The 18,586-nt window shown below is 34.0% G+C and carries 18 protein-coding genes; 6 read left to right on the top strand and 12 right to left on the bottom strand.

The annotated features are described in order from the left end of the window. Positions 1–17 precede the first annotated feature (17 nt). From BM238_RS10630 to BM238_RS10620, 3 genes are all read right to left on the bottom strand, one after another. The gene (locus BM238_RS10630; RefSeq protein WP_090080638.1) at positions 18–1,856 is read right to left on the bottom strand and encodes an ABC transporter ATP-binding protein; all 1,839 of its coding nucleotides are present in this window, start codon (positions 1,854–1,856) and stop codon (positions 18–20) included. Positions 1,857–1,911: 55 nt separating this feature from the next. Beyond that, entirely contained in the window at positions 1,912–2,832 is a 921-nt protein-coding gene (locus BM238_RS10625; protein WP_090081554.1) for a M28 family peptidase, read from the bottom strand. A gap of 328 nt (positions 2,833–3,160) precedes the next feature. Then, complete coding sequence (locus BM238_RS10620; protein ID WP_090080636.1) at positions 3,161–3,550, bottom strand: DUF4293 family protein; 390 nt, start codon at positions 3,548–3,550, stop codon at positions 3,161–3,163. 162 nt (positions 3,551–3,712) lie between these two features. Between BM238_RS10620 and rho the strand changes: the two genes are divergently transcribed. Next, positions 3,713–5,677: a transcription termination factor Rho gene (rho, locus tag BM238_RS10615; RefSeq protein WP_090080635.1), complete on the top strand. Its 1,965-nt coding sequence runs from the start codon at positions 3,713–3,715 to the stop codon at positions 5,675–5,677. A gap of 70 nt (positions 5,678–5,747) precedes the next feature. Here rho and BM238_RS10610 read toward each other — a convergent pair whose 3' ends face one another. Next, positions 5,748–6,551, bottom strand: coding sequence for a hypothetical protein (locus BM238_RS10610; protein ID WP_090080634.1), 804 nt, complete (start codon positions 6,549–6,551; stop codon positions 5,748–5,750). A 250-nt stretch (positions 6,552–6,801) separates the two neighbouring features. Here BM238_RS10610 and BM238_RS10605 point away from each other — a divergent pair, with 250 nt between their 5' ends. Beyond that, positions 6,802–7,398 carry a superoxide dismutase gene (locus BM238_RS10605; RefSeq protein WP_090080632.1) on the top strand — a complete coding sequence of 199 codons (597 nt, stop codon included), beginning with the start codon at positions 6,802–6,804 and terminating at the stop codon, positions 7,396–7,398. 69 nt (positions 7,399–7,467) lie between these two features. On the opposite strand, the gene BM238_RS10600 is transcribed toward BM238_RS10605, so the two are convergent. Continuing rightward, entirely contained in the window at positions 7,468–7,881 is a 414-nt protein-coding gene (locus BM238_RS10600) for a DUF6146 family protein (RefSeq protein ID WP_221404933.1), read from the bottom strand. Between the two features lie 56 nt (positions 7,882–7,937). After that, the gene (locus tag BM238_RS10595; RefSeq protein ID WP_090080630.1) at positions 7,938–9,134 is read right to left on the bottom strand and encodes an endonuclease/exonuclease/phosphatase family protein; all 1,197 of its coding nucleotides are present in this window, start codon (positions 9,132–9,134) and stop codon (positions 7,938–7,940) included. Positions 9,135–9,320: 186 nt separating this feature from the next. Between BM238_RS10595 and BM238_RS10590 the strand changes: the two genes are divergently transcribed. Both BM238_RS10590 and BM238_RS10585 read left to right on the top strand, forming a co-directional pair. Continuing rightward, positions 9,321–12,182 (top strand): carboxypeptidase-like regulatory domain-containing protein, encoded by a 2,862-nt coding sequence (locus tag BM238_RS10590; protein ID WP_090080628.1) that lies wholly within the window; start codon positions 9,321–9,323, stop codon positions 12,180–12,182. A gap of 24 nt (positions 12,183–12,206) precedes the next feature. Continuing rightward, positions 12,207–13,049: a DUF5689 domain-containing protein gene (locus tag BM238_RS10585; RefSeq protein ID WP_143093379.1), complete on the top strand. Its 843-nt coding sequence runs from the start codon at positions 12,207–12,209 to the stop codon at positions 13,047–13,049. Between the two features lie 74 nt (positions 13,050–13,123). On the opposite strand, the gene BM238_RS10580 is transcribed toward BM238_RS10585, so the two are convergent. The 5 genes from BM238_RS10580 to BM238_RS10560 form a co-directional block, all read right to left on the bottom strand. Continuing rightward, the gene (locus BM238_RS10580; protein WP_090080624.1) at positions 13,124–13,594 is read right to left on the bottom strand and encodes a DUF6702 family protein; all 471 of its coding nucleotides are present in this window, start codon (positions 13,592–13,594) and stop codon (positions 13,124–13,126) included. Between the two features lie 41 nt (positions 13,595–13,635). Continuing rightward, entirely contained in the window at positions 13,636–14,355 is a 720-nt protein-coding gene (locus BM238_RS10575; RefSeq protein ID WP_090080622.1) for an LOG family protein, read from the bottom strand. After that, positions 14,352–15,065, bottom strand: coding sequence for a nucleotidyltransferase family protein (locus tag BM238_RS10570; protein WP_090080620.1), 714 nt, complete (start codon positions 15,063–15,065; stop codon positions 14,352–14,354). Before BM238_RS10570 ends, BM238_RS10575 begins: the two co-directional genes overlap by 4 nt. Positions 15,066–15,129: 64 nt before the next feature. Beyond that, a complete protein-coding gene (locus tag BM238_RS10565) occupies positions 15,130–15,549 on the bottom strand; it encodes a RapZ C-terminal domain-containing protein (RefSeq protein ID WP_090080618.1) in 420 nt (139 codons plus the stop codon). Between the two features lie 15 nt (positions 15,550–15,564). Then, complete coding sequence (locus BM238_RS10560; RefSeq protein ID WP_090080615.1) at positions 15,565–16,548, bottom strand: aminoglycoside phosphotransferase family protein; 984 nt, start codon at positions 16,546–16,548, stop codon at positions 15,565–15,567. A 47-nt stretch (positions 16,549–16,595) separates the two neighbouring features. Here BM238_RS10560 and xrtF point away from each other — a divergent pair, with 47 nt between their 5' ends. Next, positions 16,596–17,144 (top strand): exosortase family protein XrtF, encoded by a 549-nt coding sequence (gene xrtF / locus BM238_RS10555; RefSeq protein WP_090080613.1) that lies wholly within the window; start codon positions 16,596–16,598, stop codon positions 17,142–17,144. Then, the gene (locus BM238_RS10550) at positions 17,131–17,574 is read left to right on the top strand and encodes an exosortase F system-associated membrane protein (RefSeq protein ID WP_090080611.1); all 444 of its coding nucleotides are present in this window, start codon (positions 17,131–17,133) and stop codon (positions 17,572–17,574) included. Before xrtF ends, BM238_RS10550 begins: the two co-directional genes overlap by 14 nt. 5 nt (positions 17,575–17,579) lie before the next feature. Here BM238_RS10550 and BM238_RS10545 read toward each other — a convergent pair whose 3' ends face one another. Then, complete coding sequence (locus BM238_RS10545; RefSeq protein ID WP_090080609.1) at positions 17,580–18,581, bottom strand: cation diffusion facilitator family transporter; 1,002 nt, start codon at positions 18,579–18,581, stop codon at positions 17,580–17,582. Between the last annotated feature and the right edge of the window lie 5 nt (positions 18,582–18,586).

Below are 18,586 nucleotides of genomic sequence, written 5' to 3'. Positions count from 1 at the left end.
TTTTATATGAATTTTTTTTATTTAAAATTCTGCAACTCTACCAATTTGTAGTAAGTTGCTTTTTTATCCATCAATTCCTGATGTGTTCCCTGCTCTACAATTTCGCCGCGTTCCATAACGACGATCCAGTCGGCTTTTTGAATGGTAGAAAGTCTGTGCGCAATAATTAATGAGGTTCTGTTTTCCATCATTTTATCTAATGCATCTTGTACAAATTTTTCAGATTCTGTGTCTAAAGCAGAAGTTGCTTCGTCCAAAATCATGATCGGTGGGTTTTTTAGAACGGCGCGAGCGATGGAAAGTCTTTGTTTCTGTCCACCGGATAATTTATTTCCATCATCACCGATATTGGTGTTGTAAGAATCCGGAAGCTGAGTGATAAACTGATCTGCATTGGCAATTTTTGCCGCTGAGATAACTTCTGCTTCAGGCGCTGAAGGTTTTCCCATTAAAATATTATTGAAAACCGAATCATTAAATAAAACAGATTCCTGAGTAACCATTCCTAAAAGATGGCGGTATTCTTTTAAATTTAAATTCTTAATGTTTATACCGTCAATTAAAATTTCACCTTCAGAAACATCATAAAAACGCGCTAATAAATTGGCGATCGTGGTTTTTCCGCTTCCCGACTGTCCGACCAAAGCGACGGTTTTTCCTTTTGGCAAGGTTAAAGAAAAGTTCTTTAAAATAACATTGTCAACATCGTAATAAAAACCAATATTTTTAAATTCAATCGTTTTATTTAAATCTGAAATGGAAACAGGATTTGCTATTTCTTCAACTTTCAGATCATAATCCAGAACTTCAGAAACACGATCTAAACTTGCCATTCCACCTTGAATAGATGAAATAGAGTTCGCGAGCTTTTTTGCCGGATCCAGGATTTGAAAAAATAAGGCAATAAATGCTAAAAAAGTAACAGGATCGTCATTTGTCCCGTTGATAATATTTAAACCTGCAAACCAGGTTATTAAAAGAATAGTGACTGAACCAAGAAATTCGCTCATTGGCGACGCCAGTTCCCTTCTGCGGCTCATTCCTATGGCAAATTTTTGCCAAAGATTTGTGGTTGCATTAAAACGATTATTTAAAATAATATCCGCGTTAAAAATTTTGATGACTTTGGATGATTTTAAAGTTTCATCTACCAAAGAAAACATATTGCCTAATTCCTGCTGCGCAGAAGTGGCTTGTTTTTTAAGACTTTTCCCGACCCATGAAATTAATAAACCCATGATCGGGAAAATAATTAAAGAAAAAAGTGTGAGGTTAGAATCTAAGGCAAATAATGTAAATAACGTCCCGATGATCATAAATGGCGCATTAATTAAATCTACCAAAGCACCCATTATTCCCCCTTCTACAGCGCCAATATCATTGGAAATACGACTCATCATGTCGCCTTTTCTTTGTTCCGTAAAAAATGAAACGGGAAGTTTTAAGAATTTATCGTACATCGAAGTTCGCAGATCTTTGGTAATTCCAACTCTGTAATTAACCAAAAAATAAGCACCCAAATAACGAAATAAGTTTCGAAGAAAAAATGAAAAAGCAGTGATGATGCAAAGTGTTGCCAAAACCTTTACGCCACCATAATGATCAATATTCAGCTGAATTTTATAATAAGCAAGATCTTTTAAATACCCAAAATAATTACCCACATTTCCCACATAAACCGGGACTTTTGAAGTGTCGATGCCTTTATCCAGTTTAAAAACAATGCGAAGAATAGGAAGCATCGTAATGATAGAAAAAATACTCAAGATTGAGTACATAATATTAAAGAAAATACTTAAAAAAAGGTATTTTTTATGGGGTTTTGCGAAATATAATATTCGTTGAAAAGGCTTCATTTTTGGGATAAATTTCTGCGCAAAATTACAGAAAATTATTTTGCGTTAAAAAATATTAAAATTCTACTTTATCATTGTATTTTGGGGAGAAATTTTCAGGATTTAGTTTTTCTAAAGTTTCCCCGAAATTATTGATAATGTTGGTGAGATTTTTAAAATCTACAACGGTAACATCGTCCGTTAACTGATGATAATGCGCTGCTTTTGTCATATCAACGGTCGAAAATGAGTGCGCAATAATTTTTTTCTTCACAAAATTTACATTGTCAGAACGGTAAAATAATTGCTCGCCTTTGTAAGGATCTGGATAAATTTTCAAACTGTTTGCTGCCTTTGTGTTAAAAAGATCTTCAAGGTCAGAAAATTCGTCGCCGGTCATAAATAAAGCATTTGGACCGAATTGGGATTCTGTAGCAATCATTTCAAAATTAAAAAGCGCTGTAAGATTTTTATAAACCGGTTCCAGATCTGCGTCGGAAGAAATAGCAGTTGAACCTTTCATTCCTTTTTCTTCGCCATTAAAAGCCATAAAAAGCATTGAAAAATCTGGCTTTTTGTCTCTAAAATATTCTGCCATTCCGATAACTGCTGTTACGCCACTTGCATCGTCATCTGCGCCATTGTAAATATTATCTCCGGATTTATTGGTGTAACCAAGATGATCAAAATGTGCGGAAAAGCCTAAAGATTTTTCAGATTTCCCTTTTTTGAGACCGCAAACATTATACACGGTTTTCCCTTTATATTGAAAAGGTATTAAATAAGAATCACCAAAGCAGAAATCTAAACTATTTTCTTTAAAATTTTTTGCGATGTAAACTGCGGCGGAATCATTTTCCGGGGTTCCGATTTCGCGACCTTTCATTTTATCTGAGGCTAATGTTGACAATATTTCTTTTATGTTTTCTAAGGGAATTTTTTGAGAAAACGCAGATATTGATATTAGTAGTAAGAAGGATGTTAAGATGATTTTCATTGGAGATAATTTTAAATAAAAATACATTTTTTTATTTAAAATGAATTCAAAAACTTTCTCGCAGGTGCTGAAGATGTTGCAGATTTTCTTATTTTAAGATAAGGTTTATTTTTGGTGAACGCTGCAATAGGGATAGAAATGGAAATCCTTTTTTTTCTTTTCAGCTTACCAATTTAAAAAAAGATTGGAATGGATAGCCCGGCCGCCATTTTTTTGTGCGCTCTGAAAATTGAAAAAAAAATGGGGGATTGCCCAAAAAATTAGAATTTTGTCAAAAAAAAGCAGCTTCCGAAGAAACTGCTTAACTCAAAAAAAAATCATTGTGAGTTTATCGCAAACGGTCTACAGATTTTACGATCCTTTCATCTCTCCGGATATAAATGTTTGCAAACTGCAGACAGATAATAGATATCACCGGAAAAAGAGGCTCAATACCCTTCTCAGGAAAATTAATTCCTCCGGATAATTTTAGCAACCAGTAAGACAACAAACCTAGCAACAAAGCGTTTATAAAAATGCCGATGTTATTCAGCAAAATCTGTCTTTTTCTATTTTTAAACCCAAATAAACTTAAACCTCCCAAAATAACCAATACACCGCAGGAAATAATCATTATTGGTGCTTTTAATTCTACATCCAGATCAGTAGAAGTAATGTATAAAAACACGGCGCCTAAAACGGCAATAAATATCCATATACTTTGAATGCGCTGTATCATAAAGGTTTATTTCCGTAATTTGGTTTCACAAAAGTAGAATTTTTTTTGCACAATTCAAAAAATAGTGTAGATTTGCAATACAATTCACAATTAAAGACATAAGTCACCTGGCTTAAAACTCTTATTTGCACACACTTATAATTTACATATCTAACATATTTTATGTTTAACCTCGAAACCTTACGGTCTAAATCTGAAGAAGAATTAGCCAAAATCTCCAATGATTTAGGTCTAAAAAATCCAAAGAACAGCAGCGAAAACGACAAAATTTTTGGAATTTTAGACTTTCAAGCCTCTAACACTAAAGTGGCTAAAGATTACTATAATACGACTGAAAAGCCTGTAGAAAGCACTTCACCAACGACTTCTGAAGAAGTAAAACCTGTTAAAAAACCTGCGCCAAAGAAACGACCGGTAAAGAAGGTGGTGGCAGAAACGCCGGAATTGCCTTTGGCAGCGCCAACTGAAGAAACAGCTGAAAACACTTCTGAACAAGCAGTTGAAAATAATTCTGAGCCAAAAGCAGAAAACACTTCTGCACAAAAATCTCCAGAACCTTCTAAAACGCGAAAAAGAGTTGAGAAGAAACCTGTTGAAAATGAGGCTGTAGAAGAAAAATCTGAGGGGAAAGTAGAAGAAAATACTTCTGAAGAAGCAATTTCTCCAACTCCAAAAGCGGTACAAAAAGTTCAGCAAAAACCTCAGCATCCGAATCAGCAAAATAAAAATAAGCAGAACGCGGATCATAATTCCAATATAAATAATCCGAACCAAAAGGCTAATCAGAATAACCCAAACCAGAATAATTCTACTCAGGGAAATTCTAATCAACCAAATCAGAATCAGAATAACCCGAATCAGAGCAATACGAATCAGGGGAATTCTAATCCGAACCAAAATAATACAAATCCGAATCAAAACCGGAAGCCAAATCCTAATCAAAACAAAAACAATCCTAATTCAAAAAACGCCGATCAAAACGAAGAGCAGGAAAAGAAAAAGGAATTTAATTTTGACGGCATTGTAACCATAGAAGGTGTTTTAGAGATTTTACCAGACAATTATGGCTTTTTAAGATCTTCGGATTTTAGTTATATTTCTTCGGCAGATGATGTTTATGTTTCAACAAATCAGATTAGAAATTATGGTTTAAAAACCGGCGATACTGTTCGTGGAATCGTAAGATTACCAAAAGAAGGCGAAAAATATTTTTCACTTTTAAAACCAACAGAAGTTAACGGCAGAGATTTAGATTTTATTAAAGACCGCGTTGCTTTTGAATATTTGACGCCACTTTTCCCTCAAGAGAAATTTAATTTAGCAGGAAAAGGTTCAACACTTTCTACCAGAATTGTTGATCTTTTTGCACCTATCGGAAAAGGACAGCGTGCTATGATCGTTGCTCAGCCGAAAACCGGGAAAACAATGTTGCTGAAAGATATTGCAAACGCCATTTCTTCAAATCATCCGGAAGCGTATATGATGGTTCTTTTAATTGATGAAAGACCGGAAGAAGTTACGGATATGGAACGCAGCGTGAATGCGGAAGTGATTGCTTCTACATTTGATGAATCGGCTGAAAAGCACGTAAAAGTGGCAAATTTAGTTCTTGCAAAAGCGCAAAGAATGGTAGAATGCGGTCATGATGTTGTGATTTTGTTAGATTCAATTACACGTTTGGCAAGAGCTTATAACACAGTAACTCCGGCGTCCGGAAAAATACTTTCAGGTGGTGTAGATGCAAATGCACTTCATAAACCAAAACGTTTTTTTGGTGCGGCAAGAAAAATTGAAAACGGTGGTTCTTTAACAATAATTGCAACAGCTTTAATTGACACAGGTTCTAAAATGGACGAAGTAATTTTCGAAGAATTTAAAGGAACTGGAAATATGGAACTTCAATTAGACAGAAAAATTTCGAATAAAAGAATTTATCCGGCAGTTGATCTGGTTTCTTCAAGTACACGACGTGATGATCTGCTTTTAGATGAAGCGACAATGCAAAGAATGTGGATCTTACGGAAATATTTGTCTGATATGAATCCTTTGGAAGCAATGGATTTTGTACACAAGCAAATGAAAAATACATTAAATAACGAAGAATTTTTAATGTCTATGAACCGATAGATTTTAATATTTAAGACAACAAAAAGCCAATCAAAATAATTTGATTGGCTTTTTTATAAAGTAGTAAACCTTATTTTAAAATGTACTCATATTTATACTGGATTTCGGTATTTCCATTTTTATCCTTTCCGATGACTTCAGTAGGGAAATTTTCAGCATTATAAACGACTGAATAAGTGTTGGATTGATTTGCAACGTAAACACCACTGCTATTTTTAACACTGATTTTTTCGGTAAGGTAATTATTCTTACTTATAGAAAAAGCACTTTCAATAGATGTTCTGATGTAAGGATTAAAATTCGTGTATGGACTAAATTTATCATCGTAAGTGAATTCTCTCTTGGTAGATAATCCGAAAGACGATCCAGATTCTAATATTTCTACAGAAACATTTTCCCCATTGTACTGTAAAGTTGTGGTGTAGGGATTGTTGCAATTTGTTGATTGGCATAATTTTGCAGAGATCAATTTGCCAGCACCATTATATGTGTAACTCACGTCTCTATTTGAAGTAGGATCTGAGTAGAAAGACTTTACTCCGACAAGAATATCTCCATTATATTTATAATTAGAGGTGTATTCTAAAGTATTATTGGGATTATAATAAAGTGCTCTTGAAGGTTTTCCGTTAATATATTCAAAAACAGAAGAATTTCCGTCATCGCTAACGGATTTTAGAATCTCGCCTTTATCGTCATATGAAATTATATCAACTGTAGTTTGTGGAATACCCGGAGAATCATAATAAACAGTTGTTATTTTACTTAGCAACAGCTTTTTACTAATTGGACTTGTAATTTCATCCCGATTGTCGCCACTACCACAATTCATTAATATAAAAGAAGCCGTAATAAGCAGTAAAATTTTTTTCATTTTTTTTTGCAAAGAAAGATATAAAAATCCACTTAGATGATTCAATTTTGATGAAAACTTATTTTTATTTAGAGATATTCTTTTTTATTTAATTAATTTAAAATGTGATCATCAATCATCTGAATTAAGTGAATCGTATAATTTCCATTTTAATTATCAATGTTAAAGATTTTATAAAGTCCATTTAACTTCTATGCTTCTGCATAATTTTTGCTTAAATTTGAGAAGAACATTTAAAACAATAAATATTATGTCATTTACATTACCGGAATTAGGATTTGCGTACGACGCTTTAGAACCACATATCGACGCAAAAACAATGGAAATTCACCACACGAAACACCATCAAGCGTACATTGATAATTTAAACAAAGCAATTGAAGGAAATGATATGGAAGGAAAGACTATTGAAGAAGTTTGCAAAACAGGATCAGATAAAACAGCCGTAAGAAATAACGGCGGTGGACATTTTAACCACAGTCTTTTTTGGAAAATTCTAACTCCAGGTGGAAGCAAAGAACCAGTTGGAAACGTAAAAGCAGCTATTGAAACAATGGGCGGTTACGATAAATTTAAAACAGATTTTACTGAAGCTGCAAAAACAAGATTTGGCTCAGGCTGGGCCTGGTTATGCAAAAAAGATGATGGTTCTGTAGCCATTTGCTCTACTCCAAATCAAGATAATCCTTTGATGCCGGTTGCAGAATGCCACGGAACTCCGCTTTTAGGACTTGACGTTTGGGAACACGCTTATTACTTAAACTACCAAAATAAAAGACCAGATTATGTTATAAATTTTTTCGATCTGATCAATTGGGATCAAGTAGAGGAAAATTTTAACAAATAATCTTCAAAGTAATACAAAAGTAAAAGGTTCAGAATACTCTGAACCTTTTTTGTGTTTTTATTCTAATGTCTACCGAACATCGGTTTGGCTCAAACCATTTAATTTCAGGCGGTAGTTCCATTGAACATAAGCAAAAACCTGGTAAAGTTTGTACTCGAATTTTAAGCCGTACTTTTCATTTGGATCATAATCGATAGAAGATTCTATGATGTTTCTATACCTCCCAGAATAATATAAAGAATTCCACTCAGGAACTAAAAATGAGTTTCGGTTTTTTAAATAAGATTCGGTGTAAAAGTTCATTGGTTTTGCTATGGCGGTCAGAAAATAGTCATATTGCGTATCAATAACTTGCAGATCCCACTCGCCTTCTTCATTTTTTTCCGGTTTCATGGCAGTTTGCCCATCGGCAGGTAATTTCGTTTTTGGCACACAACTTAGCGTAAAGCCAAACATTAGTAAAAGAAAAAGTACTTTTTTCATCTTAATTTTATTTTTTATCTGTGATTTGAATTTAAAAATTCATTGGTTCTAATTATTTAATTTTTATCATATTCTTTTTGCAAAATAACAAATGCCGGAAAATGATCGGAATAGCCGCCGGTGAATTGATCTCCATTCCACGAACGAAAAGGATAGCCTTTAAAATTACCACTTTTATTTATTAAAAATGAGGGTGCAAAAATTTCAGCTTTAAAGACGGAATAGCCTTTACCAACTTTTTCGTTCATTAAATTTTTTGATACTATGATTTGATCAAACAAATTTGGAGAATCGCGATACGCCAGTGATGCAACTCCGTTTTTATAAAGTGGATACATCAAATCGATATAAGGTTTTTCTTCACTTAAATCTTTGACATTTCCCACCGCACCCAAATGATTTTTAATACTCGGGCTCACAGGATCATCGTTGAAATCACCCATCGCAAATAATTTTACGGAAATATCCAACTTTCTCACGCTGTCCATTTCTTTTTTTAAAATATCACCCGCAATATTTCTTTTTGGCAGAGAAGCCGCCTCACCACCTAATCTTGAAGGCCAGTGGTTCATAAAGAAAGTAACTTTTTCACCATCTAAAATTCCGGATAAAATTAAAATATCGCGTGTATATTGCTGACTTCCATCATCATAAAAAATTTTTATTTCTTTTTTTAAACTATTGGTCGGTGTAAATCTTTTTTTCTGATAAAGCAAAGCAACATCGATTCCTCTCGCATCATATGAATTAAAATGAACAATGCCGTAACCGTACTTTGCCAAAGTCGGATAATTGGCGATATCGCTAACGACCTGGCGGTTTTCAACTTCAATTAATCCAACAATCACAGGCGCAGTTTTTGTGTATTGCGCGCCGATTTGTGAGATCACTTCTGCAATATTATGAAGTTTTGCCTCATAAATTTTTTTGCCATAATTTTTAGGACTTTCGGGCGTAAATTCCTCGGGTGTCGTTTGATATCTAATGACTTTTTTACCCTTTAAAGCAAAATCGTTCCAAGGTCCACTGTAATCTTCACGTTGCAAAAATTTTATAGAATCGAAAGAAATGCTGCGGTGAAAAGCTGGATTGCTGAAATCTTTTGTTCCGTCAATATAATCTGCAGATTTTATCGTATCCCACATATTTTCGACATTCAGGAAGGCAATCGTAGCCACTTTTCTTACCGGCCCATTTTGAGAGAAGTAAGAACTAAATATTAATATGAAAATTAAAAGATAAATTTTTTTCATTTTAGACTTAATATAAAATAACACTTCAAAATTTAATATTTTTTCCTGCTTCAGAGAAAATTTACTTTACTAAAGATATGAGATTCATTATGTTAAAACAAAATTTTTTATAGAATATTTTTGTTAAATTTGATTCTTAAAGGCAGTTTTAAAATAGTACGCCTTTATCATTCAATTTAATGAGATATGTTTAGAAAACTGCTGACGACATTTTTATTTATATTTATTTCCTGCAATTTTTATTTTGCCCAAACCACTGTTTACGCTTACATTAAAGATGCCGAGGGAAAAGCTATAGAACGTGCTGAAGTTGAGTTAAAAACAAATAATAAAAAAGTAACTGCTGATAAAATTGGTTATTTTCAGTTTGTAGATCTTACTGCGGGACATTATCAGATCGTTGTTTCCAAGGCAGATCTTGAAGATCAGGTTATTGAGTTTGACATTAAAACCGAAAGAAGAAAAGACTTAGGAGTAATTACTTTAAGTCCCACTTTTACGACAGCGGATCAGGGAATAACGATTTTAGAAAATAGTGGTGATGAGGAAAACAGCAGTCAGACTTCTACAGTTGGACTTTTAACGGCTTCACAGGATGTTTTTAGCAGAATTGCAGCATACGATTTAGGCGCTTACTGGTTTCGACCCCGAGGGATTGATAACAGAACCGGCGAATTTATGCTAAATGGAGTGACGATGACACGTCCGGATAATGGGAATGTAGATTTTGGAAATTGGGGCGGTTTAAATGAAATAACGAGATATCCCGAAATTGCTACTAATCACTCACCTTCCGAATACGCTTTTGGCGCTGCAAGTTCCGTGATCTATAAAAATACAAAACCCAGCGAAAATAAAAAAGGTCTGCAGGCCACTTATTCTCTTACTAACAGAAATTACAGAAACCGCGCTTCTTTGAGATATTCTTCCGGTATGAATAAAAACGGATGGGCTTATACAATTATGGGTGCGAGAAGATGGGCGAAGGAAGGGCTTCAGGAAGGAACTTTCTATGATGCTTTCGGCACTTATCTCGGTGTTGAGAAAAAAATAAATGACAAACATACTTTAGTTTTCAATTTCTTTGGATCACCTTACAGAAGATCTACAGCGAGTCCAAGTACTCAGGAAGTGTATTATTATCGCGGCGTTCATTACAATTCATATTGGGGCTTTCAGGATGGTGAAAAAAGAAGCGAACGTATAAAAACCAGTTTTGAACCTCTTTTTCAACTATCACATTATTGGCAGATCAACAAGAAAAATAGTTTGTGGACGAATCTTTCCTATCAGTTTGGTAAAGAAAAATCTTCAAGATTAGACTGGCAAAATGTGCAAAATCCTTCATCTCAATATTACAGAAATCTTCCAAGCTACTATCAGGATCAAATTGATCAGGCGCTTCTATCAGATCCAGCTGCAAATGTTGACAATCTACGAGACGCTTATAATACGTCTTTGTCTGCCTGGCAAAATGGCGATCCTAATGTTACACAGATCAACTGGGGGAAACTTTATACACAAAATCTGTCACAGCCTGTTACTAATCTCTACGGCACTTCCGGAAAACGTTCGCTTTATTTTTTGGTAAATGATGTCAATGATGATAAAATTTTTAATGCAACGACGCATTTTGTTCACAATTTTAACGATACAACTAAATTTTTATTAAATATTTCCTATCAAAATTACCGCTCAGAATTATACAGAGAGGTTTCTGATCTTTTAGGTGGAGATTTTACTTTAAATAAAGATCCTTTTGCTGCGACAAATAATCCTGGAACAAGTGGCTTTTACAATCACGGAGAAGTTGATTACACAAAAAGAAAAGATGATAAAATTAATTACAATTTTAATTTCAGTCGTGATGATGTTAAGTTAAATCCTGCAGTTAATTTTTCCACAGGTAAATTTGATATTTTTATTTCGGGCTTGGTCGGTTATTCCACCTCAAATCGGGAAGGTTTATTTAATCATTATTTGTATGCTGACAGTTTCGGAAAAAGCAATAATTATGATTTCTGGAATTACGGAATTAAAGGAAAAGCAATCTATAAATTTAACGGCAGAAATTTTCTCGTTTATAATGGCGCGTATTTAACACAAGCGCCTTATTTAGAAGACATTTTTATAAATCCAAGAGTTAATTCCTCAGTAGCTCCAAATTTAAAAAGCACTATTATCAATGCAAATGATCTTAGTTACGTACTTTCTTCACCTTTTATAAAACTTAGGCTGACAGGTTATTTAATAGACACACAGAATGAAACAAATGTGCAGCGTTTCTTTGCAGATGGCATTCAGCTTAACTCTCAAAACACTGATGGTGATTTCACACAGGTTCAAAGTGCTTTTGTAACGCAGGTAATGTCTAATGTAGATAAAAGAAACCTTGGCGCAGAAATAGGTTTGGATTTAAAAATTACCCCTACTTTATCAATTCAGGGCGCTGCGAGTTTTGGGCAGTTCACTTACAGAAATGATCCCGAAACCTATTTTGCTTCAGACGCTGCGGGCACTTTTCCAGACGGTAAATCGTACATCGATTTGGGAAAAGCTTATCTAAAAAATTATAAACAAGGCGGAACTCCGCAACAGGGATATTCTCTGGGTTTTAGATATAATTCTGCAAAATATTACTGGATCGGGGCAAACTGGAGTTATTTAGGTGAAAATTATTTAGATCCATCCGCCATCATTCGGACAGAGCGCTTTGTACAGAATCCTGTTTCCGGAACGCCTTATGCCGGAATATCTGAAGCAGATCTTCGTAACAGACTTCAGCCAACCCAACTTCCTAATGCTAATTTCATCAATGCCAATGCGGGAAAATCCTGGAGACTGGGGAAATATTATGTGCTTTTAACGGCTTCTGTAAATAATATTTTTAACAATACAAAATATGTGACCGGCGGTTTTGAGCAAACCCGAAATGTGAGCTTTCCAAAATTTGTACAAGATAATGACAGAAATTATCCTCTTTTTGGACCGAAATTATTTTACACGCAAAGCCGTTCTTATTTTATAAATATGCAGTTTAGATTCTAAAAATTAACCTGAAAAATATTAGCAATGAAAATAAAAATCTACTTTAAATCTTTTCTCATTTTCATATTTGCAATACCCACTCTCAACTCCTGTGTGAGAAATAATGATTTTCAGACTCCACCTTTAATTTGTAACAATAGGTTTGATGCTTCTACCACAACAATGGCAGCGTTTGTAGCTACCGCACCTGCAAACGCGACAATTACAATTCCTGCAACGGGAACGCCCGTTATTTTTGATGCTTACGTCATTTCTTCTGACGAAAACGGGAATTTTTATAAAACAATTTCTATACAGGATAGACCCGAAAATCCAACTGTCGGTTTACAGATGGAAGTTGATCGAGCAAGCAATTATGCTGATTTTCCCGTAGGAAGCCACATTAGAATTAAAGCAAACGGATTGGTTTTGGGAACAGATCACGGCACCATAAAAATTGGCTCTGTAGATCCGGTTTACGCAATAGGAAGAATTCCCGCGTCGCTTTTTTCCCGTTATATTTCAGGAGTTTGCAATGGTTCAAATATGGAAATAGTACCGATCGTTCCCACAGTTGTGTCAAGTTTATCAGTCGCAAAAAATACCAAATATTTAAATACTTTAGTTGTGGTAAACAACCTCAAATTTGCCCCAACCGATCTTGGAAAAACTTATTTAGATTATGTTTCCGGCGAAGGAACTGACACAGACAGAAATATTTTAGATGCTTTTAGCAATAAATCAATTATAAGAAATTCCGCATTTTTCATTGGTGGTAAAAAATCAATTCCTGCCGGATCTGGTTCCATTATTTTTGTGGTGAGTCGCTATAATTTTACCTGGCAAAATATTATCAGAAGTTTAGAAGATGTAAAAATCACAAATTAACATTTTTTAAATTTCAAACAAAAAAAGCTGCTTTCATATCGAAAACAGCTTTATTTTTTTAAAGTGAATTTTATCTAAAAACTTACTTCATTACTTTCTTTTCCCCTTTGGAAAGTCATTGTTTTTTGATTGCCTTTGTAAGCGATATTCACAATATTTACTTGTTTAGGAAAAGTCTCCAATAAGATAGAATTGTTAATTTTTAAGGAGCTTAATGATGAAACGCCACCCGCTTCAAAATATACCCAAACTGATTCCCCATTCACCTGACTTCCTGTGAACGTCAGTTTTAAAGGCGTTCCATTAGCAGAAACCGAAAATCTATTATTCACATACTTTTTTACTTCTGCTTCAAAACCTGCGGTATTTGCATCAATATTAATTGCAGAAGAAACATGTTGTGCATTCATTTTAGTAGTGAATTTTAAAGTTTTACTTCCTTCGACGTAATCCACTTTCGTCATCGATGAGAAGAACTCTGCCGCAGCAAAGCTCATCAGTGTAAACGCCATTAAGACGCCGGTTATATATAGAACTTTTTTCATTTTATTTATTTTATTGAGGCATTGGTCAATTTGTATGCCAATTAAAAGTTGACATTTATAGAATATTTATCGTAAAAAGCTTTTATGTGCGCCACCGCCTCATCTGCAGAATCTACCACCCTGAAAAGATTGAAATTATCTTCGCCAATAGTTCCGTTCTTAAGAAGTGTGTTTCTAAACCAGTCTAAAAGTCCGCCCCAAAATTCTGATCCTACCAAAACAATAGGAAATCTTCCGATCTTGTTGGTCTGTATTAAAGTTAAGGCTTCCATTAATTCATCTAAAGTTCCAAAACCGCCGGGAAGCACGATAAAACCCTGAGAATATTTTACAAACATCACTTTTCTCACGAAAAAATAATCGTAATCAAGCGAATAACCTTTATCAATATATGGATTAAAATGCTGCTCGAAAGGCAATTCTATATTTAAGCCAATGGATTTTCCGCCGCCTTCATTCGCACCTCTATTTCCGGCTTCCATTATTCCTGGTCCACCTCCAGTGATTACACCAAAACCTAAATCTGTAATTTTTTTAGCAATCTCTGTTGCCATTTTATAATAAACGTGGTCTTCTTTTAATCGTGCAGAACCAAAAATGGAAACGCACGGACCTATTTTCGCCAGTTTTTCATAGCCATCTACAAATTCTGCCATTACCTTAAAAACCATCCAACTGTCTTTTGTCACAGTTTCATCCCAGGTTTTTTGGCGAAAACTATCTTTTATTCTGTGATCCTCTAAATTATTATCGTCTGTCATTTAAATATTTTTTCTGCTGTTGCAACTGCTTCCGGTTTACCTACATCTATCAAATTGGCATCATGATAAAATCCTTTTATTAGGTCTGTTTTCATCAGATCCAGATATTCTTCCATTATAGAAAACTTTCCGCGACGCTTTATTTTATTAAAAATTGAATGATTTAAACAATGTATGCCGCTGAAAGCCATTGGTTTAAAAGCTTTATTAAACTCAGCTAATTTTTGCTCACCGGTATCTACATTTAACCAGCCACGTAAAATTTTATCATCATTAAATAATAGTTTTCTGGAGCTTTTACGATCTGAGACTGCTAATGTAACAAAATTTCTTCCGGTTTCATGTTCGTTGATCAGCTCGTCAATTTTTAGATCCGTTAAAATATCGGCGTTCATTATTAAAAAATTTTCTTCATTTTCTAAAAATTTTTGTGCAAAAAGTAAACCGCCACCTGTTTCCAAAAGTGTTTCCTTCTCGTCTGAAATAGAAATATTGGCCTGAAAATTATCATTTTTTTCTAAAAATTTTACAATTTGCTCACCAAAATGGTGAATATTAATTACAAAATCGTTGATGCCAAAACTTTGTAGATATTTAATATTTCTTTCCAAAAGCGGAACGCCGTTTACCTGTATTAAAGCCTTTGGATGACTGTCTGTGAAAGGTTTTAAACGCGTACCTTTTCCAGCAGCAAAAATTAGCGCTTTCATATAAAATTTTTTATTTTCTTAAATTTTAGCTTTGTGTAAATAAAATTGTCTGTTCTCAAAATTACTATATTCGATTTTGCACTTTTAGTTGTGGTTGCTCATCATGAAATAATTTTACTTCAACTTCCGGAAATTTATTTTTAACAAAATCAGCTATTTTTTCTGCGGAATAAACTGAACGGTGTTGACCGCCTGTGCAGCCAAAATTGATTTGGAGATGCTCAAAATTTCTCGCGATATAATCTTCGATCGTGATCGAAATTATATTTTTTACACCTTCTAAAAATTCCGGCATTTTTGTTTTTTGTTCCAGGAATTCCTGAACGCCAATTTCCTGACCCGTCTGAATTTTAAATTCTTCAATTCTTCCCGGGTTTAAAATACCGCGACAGTCAAAGCAAAAACCACCGCCGTTGCCGGAATGATCTTGGGGAATACCGCCTTTTTTATAAGAAAAACTGTGAATTTCTATCGTTAAACTCATATAATATTTACCTTTTCAGGATTTCAATTTTAATGTTTGTATTAATTTTTTTAATTCAGGGAATTCCTCCATTTGATCCCAGGAATTTGCGAAATTTTGAATGTTTTCAATACCTTTTGGAATACTAGCGATAAAGTGGGATTTTTTCTGCACCAAACCGCGAAATCCGTAAGCGCCCAAAACCTGCAAAAATCTTATAAGCTGTAAAGGTTTTACAGAATTTTTCAACTGATTTTCAATGTCTTCATTCTGCCATAAACCAAAATAATACTGTAACATTTTATTTTTAAAATTTTCAGTGAAATTGGCTTTTGCCTGAAACAGAAACGAAATTACGTCATACATTAAAGGCCCTTCCATCGCCGCCTGATAATCTATGAAAAAAACATTATTTTCCTTTACCATGATATTTCTCGCCTGAAAATCCCGCAGCATAAGACATCTTGGTGAAAGATCTCCCAACATTTTAGTAAGTTGTAAAAACTCTGAAATTATTTTTGATTTTTGATAAGGAAGCTCCAAAACATCGGCAAAGAAGTTTTTAAAATAAAAAAGATCATTTAAAACCGGAAGTTCATTATAACTTTCATATTCAAATGTCTTTTTAAAATCAATTAGGCCGGCCGTTTTCTTCTGTAGAATAAACAAAGCGTGCAATGCTTTTTGGACAAGATCTGTTACATTTTCAGACTCTCCTTCTTTCGCAATGATTTCTGATAATGTTTCGCCACCTAAAAAAGTTTGAATATATAAATTTTCTTCTGCGTTGATCGTAAAAATAGTCGGTGTATTTAAATTTAAATCAGAAAAAATTTTACTGAAGTAAAAAAACGCCTGATTTTCCGCTAAATTATTGTTGCTGGTGATAACAAATTTACCCTCAGAATTTTCTACTATAAAATTTTTGCGAGATGAACCACTTTGAGGTAAAGCCACAGATTTTTGCGCTTTTTCTGGAAAAAAATCATTGAAGAATGTAATAATATCTGCTTCTGTCATTAGAAAACAAATATAGTGAAAATTGAAGATTTTAGTATATTTGCTTTATGTTCAAAGATTTTTTACCCATTTTAAAAGTAATTTTAAGGTTTATCTTTATTTACCTTTTTTTACTTTTCGCGTATCAATTTTATTTGAATTATTTTGAGAATTCTCCGATTGATCCGTTTTCAAAATGGGTCGCTTCGCAAAGCAGTTATTGCCAAAATATATTGGGCTTCAAAACTGAACTGGTGGATCAGGCTAAATTCCATACCACATGGTTTTATGTTAATGAAAATTACATTTCCCGAATGGTGGAAGGCTGTAACGGCATTTCGATCATGATTCTTTTTGTTGCTTTTATTTTTGTTTTTTATAAAGGCACTAAAACTTTTATTTTCACGGGTATTGGTTTAGTAATTATTCATCTTATGAATGTTTTCAGGATTGCTTTACTCAATATCATTCTGGTGAAATTTCCGGAATATGATCATATGGCTCACGACTATCTTTTCCCGGCCATTATTTATGGAACCATTGTAGTTTTGTGGTTGGTTTGGGTAAAGTATTTTGTTTTAAAACCGGAAAAAAAGTTAACTAATGAAAAGTTTTAAGTGGATTTTTGTGCTTTTAGCTTTAGCAGGATTAATTGCTGTGCGAACTGTGGAAGACCGCCTGTTTTATGATCCTTTTTTAGATTTTTTTAAAAGCGCAGACGTTAATGCAAAATTTCCTGCTTTCAATTGGTGGCCTTTAGTTTTGAACTATCTTTTCAGATTTGGGCTTAATCTTGTATTTTCTTTGGTGATTATTCAGGCTTTATTTCAAAATAAGAAATGGACTTTGCAGGCTCTTGTGTTGATTTCTATCGTATTTTCTATTACATTTTCTCTTTATCTGATCTGTATTTCCACAAAATTTGAAATTGGTTATCTATTTTCCTTTTACATGCGAAGATTTGTCATTCAGCCTTTAATACTACTTCTAATCGTGCCTTTGTTTTATTACCGAAAAGCGCAACTTGAGAAAGGTTTAGAAATCTAAAAAAATTAATTTTCTACAAAATGTTTCTGGATCTGAGAAATATTTTTTTCATCCCAAATCACCAGTTTTTCAAATGCGTGTTGACGGACAGGACAGTTTTCAATCTGACAAATTTTGCAGCTGAACTCTTTGCAATCATCCATATGGAAATTAAATTCAATTTTTCGGTCAGAATTTTTAGCAATTAAAACAACCAGTTCTTCCATTTCATTATGCGCATCGCGCAACTCAAAATACCAAGGCAAAGTGAGATGAGCATCAATATGAAGACGGCTTCCGTGTTGTTGTATCTTCATGTTGTGAACATCTATCCACGTTTTCTTTCTGTTTCCATTTAAAAAAGAAGAAAGTTTCTGCAGCATTTCAGGATCGGCAGCATCCATAATTCCGCTTAAAGATTTGCGCGCAATTTTATAACCTACCGAAATAATATAACCGCCAAAAAGCAATGCCACAACTGCATCGATCCAAAATATTTTGGTGATGTAAACGACGATCAAACTGGCGATTACGCCCACCGTAGTGATCGTATCTGCCATCAAATGTTTACCTGAACTTTGAAGAACGAAAGAATTTTCTTTTTTTCCTTTTTCTAAACTAATGTAACCGATAAGGTAATTTACAATTGCCGTCGCGGCGATAATGTAAATACCGAAATCAACTTTATCAAGTGTGTTTTTATTTAATAACGAAGCAATTGCCTGCCCTATTATCATAAAACCTGCAAAAATAATCAGCGCACCTTCTATGCCGGAAGTGATAAATTCTACTTTTCCATGACCGTAAGGATGATCTTCATCTCGCGGTTTTGAGGCTAAATAAAGTGAATATAAACCTAAAAATGCGGCTACAATATTCACGATACTTTCCATTGCTTCAGAAAATATAGCATCCGAATTTGTCAGTCGCCAGGCAATCAGTTTTCCAATAAAAAGCACAACGCCGATGATAGCCACATTTCTTTGAAAGGCGAAATTATTTTTTGATATTTCTTTCGTTTTATCCATAAAAA

It is taken from the genome of Halpernia frigidisoli, assembly GCF_900113805.1.
Lineage (GTDB): Bacteria > Bacteroidota > Bacteroidia > Flavobacteriales > Weeksellaceae > Halpernia > Halpernia frigidisoli.
This window is presented reverse-complemented; position numbering and strand designations above follow the sequence as displayed.